Genomic DNA, 16,783 nt, shown 5'->3' on the forward strand with positions numbered 1-16,783 from the left:
TTGCGCCCGCTCCCCGAAAGGGAAGCGGGCGTTTCTTTTTTTAATACCTTGCCGTTTTATATTAGGTGTGTTTAAACCTGACCTGAAATTAGTAATGCCTGTAATTATCTGGAGCTTATAATGTTTCGCAAATTATTTTTTATCCTTCTGATTATTTTTGCTTTTCCTGTAATATGCAGTGCTAACCCAGTAAATATTAAAGCTTTACCTTTTACTGCCCAAATCGATGAAACTGCATTTAATGTCAGCATTCTCATGGATAATGATACTGCTACAGGGTGGATTTTTAACACTGATGGTAAAAAGGCCACACAAATATTGCAATTCTCTTTTCCGCAAGGAGTTGTGGTAGATACAATTGCTTTTATTAATGGAGTGAATTTAAAAAATATTAAGGTGAGCAAGGTAAAGGATATACAGGTTTCTTTTGGAGGGGTTCACAGGCAGTCTGCAACCTTAAAAAATATTTCTAAAAGACAGGTTATTAAAGCTGTTGAATGCATAACCGAGAGCTTAGAGATTGAGGCCAAATCTGTTTACTCTGATGGTAAAAGCGATCAGGCAGGGATTTCCGAAATACAAATTAAATATCACATTCCGAATGCAAAAGAGAAATCCAGTTTAATTATAAGTAGAAAAGAACTTGTAAAAGAGCCTAAGCTGACAGCCGAGCAGGAAAAAATTTTAGCGGAAAAAATAGAAAAATTAAATCAGGAAAGATTACTTCTTAGAGAAATGAAAAATTTCTTTGATAAGTTTTATTCAGCGTTTGTAACCATAAGCGAAGAATATCCTCGCATGTTTGTAGAGGAAGAGTTTATTCGTGAAAGTTCGTACTTTGAAAGTTTCCGATCAATGCTCGAAAAGCGTGGCGTGCTTGAAAAATATCAGAAAGCTATAGTTTCAACTTCCGGACTCAGATTCAATATCAGAACGCATACTGCTGATGAAGTTGAGTTGTGGGTTAAAGGTTCTTATTCCGTAATCATTGATCTTAAGGATAATCAAGTTACTGAAAACTCACTTTATATTCTTAAAAAAGAATACGGAGAGTGGAAAGTTAAGAGCAAGATTGAATATTAAAATTTTCTATCTATAAAAAAATCCTCCGCAGAAATTTCTGCGGAGGATTTTTTTATAATTTTAGATTTCTGTCGGGTCTAAAGTTTGCGGATGAGCATAAATCATGCTTTCCGGCGAAAGAGCTTTCTCCAGTTCTTCTTTTGACATGTACCCTTTTTCAATAACAATATCGTAAACTGCTCGATTGGTATTAAGGGCTTCATTCGCAACTTCGGTAGATTTTTCATAGCCGATGTAAGGATTAAGCGCAGTAACCAGTCCTATGCTGTTTTCAACATATCCTCTGCAAATATCTTCATTGGCGGTAATTCCTGAAACACAGCGGTCTGCAAGAGTTCTGAATCCGCGTCTCATGATAGTCAGCGAGTTAAGCAGGCTGGCTGTAATGACAGGTTCCATAACATTAAGCTCTAATTGTCCGGCTTCAGCCGCCATAGTAATGGTTACGTCGCCGCCGATTACAGTGAATGCAATCTGGTTAACAACCTCAGGAATAATAGGGTTAACCTTACCGGGCATGATGGAAGACCCCGGAGCCATGCGTGGAAGATTGATTTCATTTAATCCGCAACGCGGTCCGGAAGAAAGAAGGCGTAGGTCGTTACATATCTTGGAAACTTTAACAGCAACACGTTTAAGAACACCGGACAGCTGTACATATGCGCCGGTATCCTGAGTTGCCTCAATAAGATCGTGGGCTAGCACAAGTTTAAAACCGGTAAGTTCTTTAAGCTTAGCTGTAACTTTCTGGGCGTATTTCGGCGGTGCATTAAGACCTGTTCCGATAGCGGTTCCGCCCATATTGATCTCGCAGATCAGGCTCATTGCTTCGTGAACTCTTTCAATGTCCTCACCGATCATTACAGCATATGAGGTAAATTCTTGACCGAGTGTCATAGGCACTGCGTCTTGAAGCTGAGTTCTGCCCATTTTTAACACATGGGAGAATTCTTCACCTTTAGCAGCAAAACTTGCCCTCAGATATTCCATGGATTCCATAAGGAGTTCCATTTTACCAAGCAGAGCAATGCGTAGACATGTCGGGTAAACATCATTTGTGGACTGTGCCATATTTACATGAATATTCGGGTGGAGGTTATCGTATTCTCCTCTTTTATATCCCAAAAATTCTAAGCCGATATTTGCAATAACTTCATTGGCGTTCATATTTGTGGAAGTTCCGGCTCCGCCTTGAATAATATCAACGATGAACTGCTCATGGTATTTGCCGTTGAGCAATTCATCACATGCAAAGACTATGGCTTTTGTTTTGTCATCGTCCAGTTTGCCGAGTTCATTATTTGTTATCGCTGCTGCTTTTTTAATGTGTGCAAGAGAGTTAACAATATGAGGGTAATGTGAAATAGGAATGCCGGTTATTCTAAAGTTTTCAGCGGCTCTTAATGTCTGTATTCCATAGAAGGCATCATCAGGAACATCCATTGAGCCTATGCAGTCATGTTCTATACGCGAGTTCATTTTTTTTCTCCTGAAAATAGTAAATAAAAATATATACAAAAAATCATCAAGTTCAGTGACTCCATATTAATCCCTTTTTTCTTTTTAGCATAAAAGGATCAAGGGGCAATATAACTTTTCAACGTTAGGTTAAAGTTGAGACTTCAAACAGTCTGTAATTTTTAGAGCAACAGTTTCAGCCTATTCTTCGATAAATTATTGTAAGAGTTTATTGTAGATTGTTTTTTAAGAGATACCTTTGGTTTGTTTTCTATGTTTATATACGCTGTCAAAAATGTAGATTGCAATTCCGATCCAGATAAAACAAAAAGTTACCAGACGAGTCTGGTTGAAGGGCTCATCATACATAAATATTCCGAGCAAAAGCATTAAAGTCGGAGAAATATATTGAAACATTCCGAGTGTCATCAATTTTAAGTTTCTTGCCCCGATAGCAAAGCAGATAAGCGGAAGTGATGTCACCACTCCGGCTCCCAAGAGGAGGATGTCTGCCTCCATACCGAATTTGCCTATGCCTATAGTGCCTTGGAATACCCGCCATAATAAATAGCCTCCGGCAATTGGAGTCAGTACGGCCGTTTCAACAAATAATCCCGGCAGTGATTCAACCTTCATAACTTTTCTGACAAGACCGTAAAGTCCGAAACTTATGGCCAGGGTGATTGCTATATAGGGGAATTTACCAAGATCTATGACTGAGTACATAACTCCGGCAAAAGCACAGGCGATTGCAGCTCCTTGCATTTTATTCAATTTGTCATTCATGAATATGAAGCCGAGCAGTACATTCACAAGAGGGTTTATGTAATACCCCAGACTGGCCTCAACAACATGGTTGTTGTTGATAGACCATATGAAAACATACCAATTGATTCCGATTAAAGAGCTGCTGGCAATAAGGAGGTATTTACCTTTTTTGTCCCGCACGGCTGTAATTACTTCCATCCATTTCTTTTTTGCGGAAATAACAACTGTTAAAAATAAAAAAGACCAGACTATCCGGTGGCAAAGAATTTCAAGGGGAGGAATTCCCGTTAAAGTTTTCCAGTAGATAGGCAGCATCCCCCACATAATAAATGCGGATGCTGCATAAATCAGCCCCTTACGGGTGTTGTTGATCATTGTGTTTAATCCGTAATTATCGCGGAGTGTTAAGGTGGAATGTAAATTTATGAAATATATGTATAAATTGGATTCAGAGGTATTTCATTTCAGTGCTATGTCGCTTTGGTTATCATTAATCAAAAAGTGAAGGAAAATCAGCAAAAGAATAGCCGAGATTAAACATTAGGCGAGAGTCATCCTGTTTTTTTCCCGGAACTGGATCGTTGGTCCAGTCATAGTTATATTGAAATGCTCCGAAAAAGCGTTTTACAATTGGAAACATTATTCCAGACTGAGACTGCCAGATCCAGTGTTTAGAATTCTCCAAACTGATAAATCCCATTTGATTATGGAATAAATTAAGGTGGTCGGTGAATACCCACCAGTTGAAATTAATGCCCCATTTCCCGGCTAAATAGTCTTTACTGTCATTGGTGGAGTAATCTTCCCATACATACGCGGGGCCTGCTTCAACTGACAGAGCAAGCTCCTTGCTATCAAAAAATTGATACCCAAGTCCTGTGCCAACCAGTGAACGCAGTTTAAGATCTTGAAATTGATCTTGTTGTATTTGTCCAGAACCGGTGACAAATATTTTTTTATCTAAAAAACGATTGTAATCGGCAGACAGAAGCCAATTGTAGTCTGATCGTTGCCCCTTTGATGATGCCCAGTAATGGTTACCTCTTGTCTTCCAGCGATTGTTCCCTGTTGTATATGCCAGATCAAACGATGCTCCAATGCTTTCCTTACGCGTATTTCCTGAAGCTTTGTTCACGCCTGCTCTTATACCACCTTTAAAAGTATAATCTTTGGGGATGGAATTAATAGCTGCTACTTCACTGGTTTTTATATCTTTATTGTGTCCAATTGTTCGAGATAATTCAGCTTTTGTTGATGAAGCTGTTTCTATTTTTTGATCAGGCTTAATATAGATTTTCATTTTATGATCAGAATCAAGAGCCAGTACTTGGCCCCAATCTATCACAATTTCTCCGGCATAAGTCGTAGTGAGTTTAAGTTTGCCGTTAGTCATCACATCAATTTTTCCAGTTAACTTGTCCCCGTTTAAGAGGTGAATTGTATCAGCACGTGCTGATGGTGTTGACGCAATGATCATAAAAAAAATAAATGTAATAATTTTAATTCTAAAAAACATCAGCTCTCCTAATAAATACAAGGGCAATCTGCCTGCTGGGGAATTGTTGAGGGGGCCAGCGTGAGGTAGGCAGCAACTTTTATAGCTATTTTCACCAAATTTATGTTGGCTTAAAAAAAGGTAACAGATGGTTTTTAGAATATAAACTGAATTATTCGTTTAAATTGGTGCTGATATCAATGCAGAGTACCGGGCTGTTAACACTGCAATTCAGCTTTGTTGAAATTGTTATACAGGTGTTTCCGGAGGCAAGAGAAATATACGGGGTTGTGGTATGCCATTTCTCACCGGATTTGATGGTCAGATAGTACTCTTTAAGAGAGTGGTCCGCTCCTTTGGGGGCTGGCTGATAAATGAGTCTGCGGTTTTCCTTTAATCTGAATGGATTGCAAACTGTCTGTGAAAGCTGTTTCCCGTTTTCGTCTAAAATATAGGCACATTCGATTGAGCTGTTCTCATCAATAAACGAAGATAAAACTGTATCTGGATTATCGTCAGGGGCTAACGAAATGAGTGTCTTCAGTCCTTTTGCTAATTTTTTATAAGAATTTTCAAGCCTTTTTTTTACGGCAAGTCTTTCCATAGTGTGAATTTTAAATCTTGAGGACAGTGCTTTAATCGGAGCAGTGTGGTCATTTTGCACATTTTCAGCGCACATCGGCTTACCGAAGTAATATCCCTGAAAAACATCAATACCCATTTGCATAAGTGTCAGTGCTTCCTGGGTAGTCTCAACCCCTTCCGCAAGCGGAAGAGTTCCTGTCCTTTCTGCAAGATTTATAAGAGATCTGGTGACTTCAAGATTGTGAAATTTTGAATCGATATCTTTAATCAGCGAACGGTCAATTTTGATGATATCCGGTTTGAGTGCAGGTATTCTGTCAAGATTTGAATGCCCGGTGCCGATATCATCAAGAGCAATAAGAAAGCCGATTTTGCGGCAATTTTCAGTGAATTTGTAGAGAACATCTTCACTGCCTGCTTTTGATTCAATTATTTCTATAACTACATTGCTTGCCGGGATATCGAATTTTTTAATCATTTCCCCGGTAGTGCCCAAAGACTGAGTGTTTTTAGCAAGCACAGCAGCATCAATATTTACAGAAAGAATGAGTGAACGATTTTTTTTTGAAATGGGGGCGAAGGTCTTGAAGGCATTCCATCTGCAGGCTCTATCGAGCTTTGTAAGCGTCGCGACATCCTCACACATTGCAAACAGATCTAACGGTGAGATTACATGCTCAGTATAAGGGTTGATCCCTCGCGTCAAAGCTTCATACCCCAGCACGGATTTTCTGCTCATGGAAATGATTGGCTGAAACATCGTTGCCAAGCAATTTCTCTCGATGATTTCATGAATTGATAGTGTTGGTGTATTAAGCATTTTTTAAAATAAAATTAAAAACCGGTCGAAAGGGAGTGGAAGACCATTCGACCGGTTGGGTGGACCCGATGTGGGTGGTCATCGGGGCTGTTTATAACGGGCTTTCCATTGCTGGAAAGCCCGGTCAGCGTTTACATAATTTTAAAGAGTTTCTTCACCGGTTCTGATTCTGATAGTTCTTGGAAGGTCTTGAACGAAGATAACTCCGTCGCCTTCTTTACCTGTCTGGGCACCGGCTTTAATGGCTTCAATGGCACTCTCAACTTTTTCTTCGGCAAGTCCAAGTTCAATGCGTACTTTTTTAAGAAGATTTACTTCCATAATAACACCGCGGTAAGTCTCAGTGAATCCAGCCTGTCTACCTGAACCAAGAATGTTGGTTACGGACATGGTATAGATTCCTTTGGCATAGAGAGCCTGTTTAATCGGAGTCAGACACTCTGGACGAATATATGCAATAATAAGTTTCATTTGTTTCATTCCTCTTTCTATTGTGTGACTATTCGTTAGAGAAGACCTGGAAGCCGCTGTAAGACTCCATTCCGTGTTCGGATATATCAAGGCCTTTCATTTCTTCTTCTTTTGTTACTCTGATTCCGATGAATGCTTTAGCGAGCAGGAAGGTAATAAGACCTGCGCCGAATGCCCATACGAAGACTGTTGCAACACCTATGATCTGAGTAGTCAGGATCGAGAAACCTCCGCCGTAGAATAATCCGCCTACACCGTCGTGAAGTTCAGGAACTGTGAACAATCCACAAGCTAATGTTCCCCATGCTCCGCAGACACCGTGTACGGAAACAGCACCGACTGGATCATCAATTCTTAATATTTTATCAATTAGTTCGATTGAGAGTACTACAAGAACACCTGCGATCAGGCCGATTATGATTGAACCGGCAGGGGAAACTGTTGCACAGCCTGCGGTAATACCTACGAGACCAGCAAGTGCTCCGTTACAAGTCATCGAAATATCAGGTTTACCGTATTTGATCCAAGATGTTATCATTGCACCGAGCAGACCTGCACAACCGGAGAGGCTTGTTACTACTGCGATGAGGCCGATTGAACCGTCAGCGGTTGTTGTTGAACCGGGGTTGAATCCGAACCAACCGAACCAGAGAATGAATACACCAAGAGATGCTAATGGAATGTTGTGGCCCGGAATAGCTTTTGCTTTTCCGTCAGCAGTGTATTTCCCAATGCGTGGTCCTACTACGATAGCTCCTGCAAGAGCAACCCATCCACCTACGGAGTGAACAACTGTTGAGCCTGCAAAGTCCATGAATCCGAGGCCTTCAAGCCATCCTGCGCCGGAGTCTCCGAGCCAGAGGCTGCCCCATGCCCAGTGACCTGAAATAGGGTAGATAATCCCTGTTACTATCATAGTAACAAAGAAGTAGCTGCTGAATTTTGTGCGTTCGGCAATACCACCGGAAACAATTGTAGCTGCTGTTGCGGCAAAAACAGACTGGAAGAACCAGAAGGTCAGTGTCCACTGTGCGTCAGGGCTGGTCAGACCTACTCCTGCCAGACTGAATCCTGAGGTTCCTATAAAACCTGCAGCATCAATTCCGAACATGAGTCCGAAACCGAAAAGGAAAAAGATAATTGAACCTGCAGCAAAGTCGAGAAAGTTTTTCATTAGGATGTTACCGGCGCTTTTAGCTCTGGTGAATCCTGCTTCAACACATGCAAAGCCTGCCTGCATAAACATAACGAGTATGGCGGCAACAAGGGTCCATAAAATGTTAGCGTGGGTCTGAGTAAGATATTCTTCCCCAGCAAAAGCCGCGGTTGGCGCGGCCAGCATCAGCACAGCGAGAATGGTCGAAATTTTCCGGCCTATTGATGGAAATTTGGAAATCATAAAGTCCTCCTCCAGGGTGTAAATTGCTTTAAGGATGCAGCTATCTAAGCATCTACCGTGCCAAGTATTCAACTTATTAATATAATTGAGTTTATTTAAAAGAGGGTGTTTTTTTCTATTACAAATCTGTATTAATATACTTTTTTGTGTACTTTTATGTCCTACTAATTAACAAAAAAGTAATTATTTTGTTGTATGCGTTTTGCCAGACGCTCGAAATTAACAATAATCGAGTATTATATATGATAGGAAAAAAATAAATAAAGTTGTTGACTCTTTTTGGTGAGAATGGTTACGTGTTTCCTATGCAAACTTTCAACACCCTGGGCGCTAGCCATTCATTTTTTTATTACTTTTACTTTTGGTGCACCCACGCTTGTGGTCGGGTGGAGGTTTGCTCGTAAGTAATAAAAAGTCTTAGCAAACTACCTCTACTAAAGGGCCGCAGGCGATAACTCGCCGGCGGCCCTTTTTTTTTAACTGAGGTCGCCAAAGGAAAGCGGTTCTGAAGTAAGGTTAAACAACCGGAGAACTAAAATGGATATCGGGAAAAAAATCAGACTTGAAAGAATTTTCAATAGAGAAACCGAAAGAACAATAATTGTTCCTATGGATCATGGTATCAGCGTCGGACCGATCGCAGGACTTGAGAATCTGCGTCAGGCTGTGGATGATATGGTCTCCGGCGGAGCCAATGCTGTTCTAGGTCACAGAGGGCTTGTCCGTTGCGGACACCGCAGTGAAGGACAGGATGTAGGTCTTATTGTTCACCTTTCTGCAAGTACATCTCTTTCTCCCACTCCCAATGCTAAAGTTCTGGTCGGTTCTGTTGAAGACGCTCTGCGCCGCGGTGCTGATGCCGTAAGTGTTCATGTCAATCTCGGAGATGAAAGTGAAACACAGATGCTCCGCGATCTCGGTGAAGTTTCCGCCAAGGCTACCAGTTGGGGAATGCCTGTTCTCGCTATGGTTTACGCCCGCGGTCCTAAAATTAAAAATGAATACGATCCTGAAGTTGTTGCTCATTGCGCCCGTGCCGGTGAAGAGCTTGGCGCAGATATAGTTAAAGTCTGTTACACCGGTGATCCTGAATCTTTTAGACGTGTTACTGATGGTTGTTGTATTCCGGTTGTTATTGCAGGCGGGCCGAAGCTTGATACAACAAGGGCATTTCTCCAGATGGTTTCAGATTCAATCAGCGCAGGCGGTTCCGGTCTTTCTGTCGGGCGTAACGTTTTTCAGCATAAGAATCGCGTTAAACTGGTAAAAGCTCTCAGTAAAGTTGTTCATCAGGACGAAACTGTTGAAGCCGCTCTCGAATTTCTCGGCGAATAACATAATTGGAAATAATGATGAAAAAGATAATTTTTAAAGCGATTCCTTTTGATAAAGAACTTCTGACATTAGCTCTTGAGTCCGGTGTCGACGCTGTTCTTGCTGATGCTCAGCATGTCAAAGCTATTACGGAACTCGGCAGAGTTACTGTAATTACACCGGAAGATATGCCGCTTGTTTCAATTGATCAGAAAAGTGATGAAGATATTGCGATAAATCTTGCGACGGAAGGACGTGAAGTCTGCCTTACAAAAGGGTGGGAAATTATTCCTGTAGAAAATATTCTTGCACAGGTTAAAAGTCTGGCTCTTGAGGCTGAATCTTTGGACCGTGCCAGACTTGCCGCAGGAGTTCTTGAGCGCGGAGCTGACACAATTGTTGTTTTGCCGGAAGCGGCACATGATCTTAAGACAATTGTTGCAGAACTTAAACTCAGTCAGGGCCATATGGAATTACAAAAAGCTAAGATTACCAAAATTGAATCTGCGGGTCTCGGCCATCGCGTCTGCGTAGATACGATCTCCATGCTAAAAAAAGGTCAGGGTATGCTGGTTGGTAATTCAAGCGGTTTTACTTTTCTTGTTCACGGTGAAACAGAATCAAACCCTTATGTCGCGGCCCGTCCGTTCAGAGTAAATGCCGGAGCTGTGCATGCTTATGCACAAATGCCAGGAGACAGAACAACTTATTTGCAGGAACTTACTGCCGGAACCGAAGTCCTTATCGTTGATGCGACCGGAAAGACTTCTATTGCAACAGTCGGTAGGTGCAAAGTTGAAGTAAGGCCGATGCTGCTCATAACAGCTGAAGTTGAGACTCCGCAGGGACCGGTTGTCGGTAAAGTGTTTTTGCAGAATGCAGAAACAATAAGAGTTGTAAGCGGTGAAGGCGAGCCTGTAAGCGTAGTCACAATCAAGCCCGGCGATGAAATTATGTGCCGTCTTGATGATGCTGGACGCCATTTCGGAATGCGTATTACTGAAGAGATTGTTGAGGAATAATAGAATGTCAGAATCCAGCAAAAAGAATTTGAATCACTTAAGAGAAGAAATTGATACACTCGATGTTGAGATACTTGAGCTTCTCAATAAGCGAGCTGCCGCATCTCTTTCGGTAGGTAAGCTCAAAGCAGGTTCCGCAGATCAGATTTTTAAACCTTTTAGAGAGCAGGAAGTTCTCAGAGGTTTGACAGAGCGTAATCCCGGTCCGCTTCCAAGTGAACATCTTGAGGGCATTTATCGCGAGATTATTTCTTCATCACGCAGGTTGCAGCGTCCTGAAAGAGTAGTCTATCTGGGACCTGAAGGGACATTTTCATACTTTGCAGGATTAGAGCACATGGGACGTCAGGCTGACCTTGTCCCGAAAAATAATTTTGAAGACATTTTTGTAGCCGTTTCCAAAGGTGAAGCCGATTTAGGTATAATTCCCCTTGAAAATTCTCTAGCAGGAACAGTCGGGCAGAATGTTGATTTGTTCATGCGATACCCCGTGTATATTCAGGATGAATTGTATAGCCGTATCAGCCATGCGCTCATTACCAAAGGGGCAGGCCTGGATCAGATTAATACAGTATATTCACATATAAAAGTTTTGGAACAGTGCGCCGGATGGTTGCGAAGCAATCTTCCTGATGTGAAGCTGGAAGCGGTTGATTCCACTGCAAAGGCGGCTTCAATGGTCGCAGAGGGTGATGATACCTGCGCAGCTTTGGGCAACATCAAACTGGCTAATATTTTCGGACTTCATGTTGTGTCCGAAGCTGTAGAAGATTTTCCGGATAACTGGACAAGATTTTTAATAATCGGCCCTAAACCGGGAATCGAAGGTAAAAGGGATAAAACAACTATTCTTTTCACCACTCCTGATCAGCCGGGAGCATTAGTCGGTGTTCTTAATGTTCTCTCCGGCAAAGATATTAATATGACTAAACTGGAATCCCGTCCTTTTCTCGGTGAAAAATGGAAGTATATGTTTTTTGTAGATCTTCAGGGCGATCTCAGCACTGAGGAATATGAAAGCATCATTGATGAACTCAGGTCACGCTGTCTTACTTTTAAAATTCTGGGAAGTTATCCAAGCGGATCACAGAACGGAAGTAGACTTTAGTTCTTACAACTATTTTTAAAAAAAGGAATAAACGGATGACTTCCGATAATGTAATAAAAATCAAGGCTCCTTCATCAAAGTCCATGTCTCATAGAGCTCTTATTGCGGGGGCTTTTTCAGACGGACAGACTGTGGTGCTTGATCCTTTGGACAGTAACGATATCAATAGGACTATGGACTGCCTTTCCACCATGGGCGCACAGTTTGATGTTGAGCAGAATTCTACTACCGTTACAGGTATGCATGATGGTCCGCACGGCGGCGTAAAAGAACCGGCTGTCCTTGAAATGAGAGATTCAGGAACTACATGCAGGCTTATCACAGCAATTGCAGGAGCTGGAAAAGGAGTTTTCCGCATTCAGGGAACGCCCAGAATGCATGATCGTCCTATCGGAGAACTTACCAAAGCTCTTGAGTCGCAGGGCGTAAAAGTTACTTTTGCCGATAAAAACGGATATCCGCCTGTAACACTTGAATCTAACGGCTTTATCGGCGGTAATATTGAAATATCTCTTGAAGAAAGCAGCCAGTATCTTTCAGGCCTACTGCTGGCTGCCCCGTATGCACATAAAACAACTGTGATTAAAGTTGTAGGTAAAAAAGCTGTTTCATGGCCGTATGTTGCATTGACTCTTAAGGTTATGGAAGATTTTAAAATTTCATTTTCGGTAGAAGCTCTTAAGAACGGAGAGTGGAAAAAGACAAACTGGAGAAAAGTCTCTAAAGTTGTCCCCGGTGAAATACGATTTCGCGTGAATCCTTCTGATTACAAAAAAGACAATTATGAAGTTGAAGGTGACTGGAGTAACGGATCTTATTTTTTAGCTGCCGGAGCGGTTGGAACTAAACCAGTCAGGGTTAAAGGGCTTGCGATTGACTCCTTGCAGGGGGACCGGGCAATTATTGATATTTTGAAAGCTATGGGCGCGAAGATAGAAAGCGACTCTTTCGGAGTGACAGTTTATCCTTCAAAGTTACATGGAGTTGAAGTCGATATGGGGCTGTGTCCGGATCTTGTTCCGACCGTAGCAGTTGCAGCCGCTTTTGCTGACAGTCCCACAACTATAACTAATGTAGCCCATTTGCGGATTAAAGAATGTGATAGGCTCGATGCCAGTGCTACTGAAATAATAAGAGCAGGCGGCAAAGCCGAGATCGGGGATGATTTTATTAAAATTTTTCCTGCACCGCTGAAAAAAGGTGAAAAAATAATTTTTTCGACATATGACGATCATAGACTGGCAATGAGTACAGCTATTTTCAGCTTAGCCGGAATTGACGCTGTTGCTAAGGAACCGGAATGTGTTGCAAAGTCGTTCCCTGAGTTCTGGAAGGAATGGGATAAAGTTAAAAAGGGGAATGGTTGCTAACATGGAATCTGACTTTAGCAAAATTCATAGTATTGCCGTAGTCGGTTCAAGAGGGCAGATGGGAGGGTTTCTGGCCCTTAAAGCCGAGCGGGCAGGATTGCTTGTCCATCGGTTTGATCAGCCTCTTGATGAGAAAGAAATGGCACGCCTCCTTCCCGTGAGCGATCTCGTTCTTTTATGTATTCCGGTAACGGTTATGGATGAGGTGCTTGATAAAATTGTTCCTCACATGAAAAAAGGATCTGTTTTATCAGACGTAGGATCTGTAAAAGGGCGTCCGTTGCAGCAGATGGTCAGAGCTTATGACGGTCCTGTTGTAGGAACTCACCCTTTATTCGGTGCCACTATTCCTGTTGATTTTGAGCCGACTGTTGCTCTTGTTGCAGGAAGGGAAGAAGACAAAGGCGCGCTTGAGTCTGTTAAAGATTTTTATAAACGGTTAGGATTCGGCGCATTCGCATCAACTGAAGAAGAACATGACCGGGCAATGGCAATGATTCAAAGTTTAAATTTTAGTTCCACCATAGCTTTTTTAGCATGTGCGAGAGAACTGCCTAACATTGAAAAATTTGTGACTCCGTCATTTAGACGCAGGCTTGAGTCCGCGCGTAAAATGGTGACACAGGATAGTGACCTTTTTGTAACTATTTCTGATGCAAATCAGTATAGCCTTGAAGCTATTCGTCTTTTCCGTTCTTTCCTCAGCCTTGCTGCATCCGGTGATATGGACCTTCTTTCCGAACGTGCTTCTTGGTGGTGGCGTGAAAACAATACCTAGGGAGAACTGTATTTAAAAAAGTAAAGCCGCATTCTCCCCAGAGGATGCGGCTTTTTTTATATTTAGCGTTTTTTGTAAGTGATAATTTAAAAAATTTAAAAGGGAGCAGGAGATATGAAAATTGAATTGACTCAGTACGGCAAATGGTTGCCAGCTGACGTGCAAACGCCGATCAGTCTTTACCTCGGGCTGGTTGGAAATGCACCGGGAATACTTTTAGAAAGTGCCGAAGTTGACGGAAGACTTGGACGATACAGTCTTATCGCCTGGGATTTCAGACTTGTTCTGTCTCCAGTTCGCGGTAAATTATCTGTAGAATGTGCGGATTCTCGTCTTGCGGGGCTTGCTCAGTATTCAGGCATGGATTTTCTGGAAGGTCTTAGGGCTGTGATGAAAGCTCTGCATTTGAATCCTCAGGAGGAAGTAGGTCCACTGCCTGCTTTGACAAGAGGGCTTTACGGAACATTCGGCTATGGTCTTGCGGGAATGCTTGAACCGAAGCTGGCTGATAAAATCCCGGCGAAAGATGCCGAGGTCCGCTTGGCTCTACCTGGGCGGGTTGTTTTGTTTGATCACTTAAAACACCGTTGCTGTTTTCTTTCTCTTGATGAAGGAGCAAAGCCGGAATTCACTCCGCAGGACTTTAACAGCAAATGTGAGCCTACTGTCGTAGGTGAGCCTGTAGCTGTCCCCGGACGTGAAAAGTACATGGAAAATGTTCAAAAAGTGCGGGAATTGATTGCGGAAGGAGAGTGTATTCAGGTGGTTCTTTCCACCCGTTTCTCAGCTCCTTTCAGCGGTAATTCTTTCGATCTTTATCGCCGTCTCAGGCAGGCAAATCCATCTCCTTTTATGTTTTACATGAAATTCAGCCGTGAAGAAATCCTGCTCGGTTCATCACCTGAAATGATGGCCCGCTGTGAACGGGGCAGGCTTGAAGTACGCCCCATCGCCGGAACCCGTCCAAGGGGTAAAAATGCTGCTGAAGACAGAAAATATACTGCAGAGCTTCTTGCAGATCCTAAAGAAAGGGCTGAACACGTAATGCTTGTCGACCTTGGACGTAATGATCTTGGACGTATTGCCAAGCCCGGTTCTGTCACCGTTGAGAAGTTTATGCAGGTTGAATATTTCAGCCACGTTATGCACATGACTTCATATGTAGAAGCTGATCTGCGTGACGAGTATGATGCAATTGATGTTCTGCAGGCAACTTTTCCGGCAGGAACTCTTTCCGGTGCTCCAAAAATTAGAGCAATGGAAATAATTTCTGAGCTTGAAGAAGTGCCTCGCGGTCCTTACGGCGGAGCAATCGGTTTTATAGGTCTGGATAAGGATTCAATCAATCTTGATACAGGAATCACTATCCGTTCAATGTGGATCAGAGACGGTAAGTGTCATTGGCAGGCCGGAGCCGGACTGGTTTACGATTCCGATCCTGAAATGGAATGGAAAGAATGTAACAATAAGGCAAGAGTTTTAAGAGAAATTTTGCAATCGGAGGGCGGCGATGTTTTTGCTTGTTGATAATTTTGATTCGTTCACATTCAATCTGGTTCAGGCTTTTCAGCAGCTCGGAGCTGATCCGCTTGTACTGAGAAATGATCGCGAGGAAATTCTGGAGCTTGCTGAATCCGGAAAGCTTAAAATGGTCTGCCTTTCCCCGGGGCCGAGCAATCCTGAAAACGCAGGACTCAGTCTTGAGTTTCTGGCCAGACTTCCTAAAGAAATTCCTGTTCTGGGAGTTTGTTTAGGGCATCAGACTATCGGCCATTTTGCAGGAGCTTCCGTTGTGCGTGCGGGCCGCATTATGCATGGTAAAACTTCAATGATTTATCACAATAATGATGGACTGTTCAGCGGACTAGATAATCCTTTTGAAGTCTGCCGTTACCACTCTTTAGTAGTGAATGTTGATGAAGCTCCTGATCTTCTGGAACTGACCGCATGGACTGATCAGCAGGAAGTCATGGGGCTTCGCTATAAAGATCGCCCTTGGGCTGGAGTTCAGTTTCATCCGGAGTCTATTTTAACTCCTGACGGACCGAAACTTTTGAAGAACTTCCTTGAGGGAAATATTTAATCAACCATCATTAATCTAAGGGATAGGGTTAGTAAAATGGCGGACTGTGTAACCTCGGCTCTGACAGAGCTTACTTTCGGCAGAGACCTTTCAACAGAGCTGGCGGATTGTGTCTTTACCTCCCTTTTTGCAGGGGAAATATCTCCAGTACAGGCCGGAGCTCTGCTCATGGGGCTTAGGGTAAAAGGAGAGACTGCAACGGAAGTAGCTTCAGGCGTAAAAGCAGCACTTAAAGAATCTAAACTTGTTAAAGGGTTGAGCGGGCAGCTTATAGATACATGCGGAACAGGCGGTGACGGCAGTAACAGCTTTAACTGTTCAACCGCCGTGGCTCTGTATCTGGCAGATATGGGCTATAAGGTAGTTAAACACGGGAATAGAGCGGTATCTTCTTCCTGCGGTAGCGCGGATATTCTTGAAGAGCTTGAAATTCCTATAACGACTGTGGCCGAAGATGTTCCTGACGTTCTAGGACGTGACAATTTTGTCTTCCTCTTTGCTCCTAATTACCATCCTGCTTTCGGGAAAGTCGCACCGATCAGAAAAGAACTCGGTATTCCGACTCTTTTCAACCTCATGGGGCCGCTTTTAAATCCTGCCCGTCCGACGCACCAGATCCTTGGTGTCGGCAGACCTGAAATAATGCGCCTTATGGCGGAAGTTCTGACTTTGACGGATGTTGGCAGGGCTTACGTTGTGCATGGAGCAGGTAATTTTGATGAGCTGACTCCTTTCGGTATTAATAAAGCTGTTCTTGTAGAAAACGGAAAACTCACTGAACTTGAAATTGATCCTGCTGATTATGGCTTCACTCTTTCAACTCCTGCGGATGTAGCAGTTACAGACCGTAAAAATGCAGGAGAAACTATCCGTAAGATTCTAACCGGAAAAGCTCCTCAACCTATGCTTGATATGGTTGCACTAAATCTCGGGGCCGCACTTTCACTGCTTGATGGAATCAGCCTTGCTGACGGTATTGCAAAAGCAAAATCAAAAGTCGCAGTCGGCGTCAGCAAGGAGTATTAGGAG

General features: G+C 42.8%; 15 protein-coding genes. 9 read left to right on the plus strand and 6 right to left on the minus strand.

Translation table 11 applies throughout. The features are described 5' to 3' along the window. Nucleotides 1–120: 120 nt before the first annotated feature. Complete coding sequence (locus B9N78_RS10115) at nt 121–1,083, plus strand: NADase-type glycan-binding domain-containing protein (RefSeq protein ID WP_085101831.1); 963 nt, start codon at nt 121–123, stop codon at nt 1,081–1,083. A 60-nt stretch (nt 1,084–1,143) separates the two neighbouring features. Here B9N78_RS10115 and aspA read toward each other — a convergent pair whose 3' ends face one another. From aspA to B9N78_RS10145, 6 genes are all read right to left on the minus strand, one after another. Further along, entirely contained in the window at nt 1,144–2,562 is a 1,419-nt protein-coding gene (gene aspA / locus B9N78_RS10120) for an aspartate ammonia-lyase (protein ID WP_085101833.1), read from the minus strand. A 225-nt stretch (nt 2,563–2,787) separates the two neighbouring features. Further along, nucleotides 2,788–3,684, minus strand: a complete 897-nt coding sequence (rarD, locus tag B9N78_RS10125) for an EamA family transporter RarD (RefSeq protein WP_085101835.1) — start codon at nt 3,682–3,684, stop codon at nt 2,788–2,790. A gap of 115 nt (nt 3,685–3,799) precedes the next feature. Beyond that, the gene (locus tag B9N78_RS10130; RefSeq protein WP_085101837.1) at nt 3,800–4,825 is read right to left on the minus strand and encodes a DUF481 domain-containing protein; all 1,026 of its coding nucleotides are present in this window, start codon (nt 4,823–4,825) and stop codon (nt 3,800–3,802) included. Nucleotides 4,826–4,976: 151 nt separating this feature from the next. Then, nucleotides 4,977–6,209: an EAL domain-containing protein gene (locus tag B9N78_RS10135; RefSeq protein ID WP_085101839.1), complete on the minus strand. Its 1,233-nt coding sequence runs from the start codon at nt 6,207–6,209 to the stop codon at nt 4,977–4,979. 141 nt (nt 6,210–6,350) lie between these two features. Next, nucleotides 6,351–6,680, minus strand: a complete 330-nt coding sequence (locus B9N78_RS10140) for a P-II family nitrogen regulator (RefSeq protein WP_085101841.1) — start codon at nt 6,678–6,680, stop codon at nt 6,351–6,353. Nucleotides 6,681–6,708: 28 nt separating this feature from the next. After that, entirely contained in the window at nt 6,709–8,022 is a 1,314-nt protein-coding gene (locus tag B9N78_RS10145) for an ammonium transporter (RefSeq protein ID WP_425429860.1), read from the minus strand. 594 nt (nt 8,023–8,616) lie between these two features. Between B9N78_RS10145 and B9N78_RS10150 the strand changes: the two genes are divergently transcribed. From B9N78_RS10150 to trpD, 8 genes are all read left to right on the plus strand, one after another. Continuing rightward, the gene (locus B9N78_RS10150; RefSeq protein WP_085101845.1) at nt 8,617–9,414 is read left to right on the plus strand and encodes a 2-amino-3,7-dideoxy-D-threo-hept-6-ulosonate synthase; all 798 of its coding nucleotides are present in this window, start codon (nt 8,617–8,619) and stop codon (nt 9,412–9,414) included. Between the two features lie 17 nt (nt 9,415–9,431). Next, nucleotides 9,432–10,415, plus strand: coding sequence for a 3-dehydroquinate synthase II family protein (locus B9N78_RS10155; protein ID WP_085101847.1), 984 nt, complete (start codon nt 9,432–9,434; stop codon nt 10,413–10,415). 4 nt (nt 10,416–10,419) lie between these two features. Beyond that, on the plus strand, nt 10,420–11,523 hold the full coding sequence (gene pheA, locus B9N78_RS10160; RefSeq protein ID WP_085101849.1) for a prephenate dehydratase: 1,104 nt from the start codon (nt 10,420–10,422) through the stop codon (nt 11,521–11,523). Between the two features lie 35 nt (nt 11,524–11,558). Next, nucleotides 11,559–12,893, plus strand: coding sequence for a 3-phosphoshikimate 1-carboxyvinyltransferase (gene aroA / locus B9N78_RS10165; protein ID WP_085101851.1), 1,335 nt, complete (start codon nt 11,559–11,561; stop codon nt 12,891–12,893). Between the two features lies 1 nt (nt 12,894). Then, on the plus strand, nt 12,895–13,671 hold the full coding sequence (locus B9N78_RS10170; protein ID WP_245805519.1) for a prephenate dehydrogenase: 777 nt from the start codon (nt 12,895–12,897) through the stop codon (nt 13,669–13,671). 114 nt (nt 13,672–13,785) lie between these two features. Beyond that, nucleotides 13,786–15,198, plus strand: coding sequence for an anthranilate synthase component I family protein (locus B9N78_RS10175; RefSeq protein ID WP_085101855.1), 1,413 nt, complete (start codon nt 13,786–13,788; stop codon nt 15,196–15,198). Beyond that, nucleotides 15,182–15,754 carry an anthranilate synthase component II gene (locus B9N78_RS10180; protein ID WP_085101857.1) on the plus strand — a complete coding sequence of 191 codons (573 nt, stop codon included), beginning with the start codon at nt 15,182–15,184 and terminating at the stop codon, nt 15,752–15,754. Before B9N78_RS10175 ends, B9N78_RS10180 begins: the two co-directional genes overlap by 17 nt. Nucleotides 15,755–15,790: 36 nt before the next feature. Continuing rightward, entirely contained in the window at nt 15,791–16,780 is a 990-nt protein-coding gene (trpD, locus tag B9N78_RS10185; RefSeq protein ID WP_085101859.1) for an anthranilate phosphoribosyltransferase, read from the plus strand. Nucleotides 16,781–16,783 lie beyond the last annotated feature (3 nt).

Origin of the sequence: Desulfovibrio gilichinskyi (assembly GCF_900177375.1) — a bacterium.
GTDB lineage: Bacteria > Desulfobacterota > Desulfovibrionia > Desulfovibrionales > Desulfovibrionaceae > Maridesulfovibrio > Maridesulfovibrio gilichinskyi.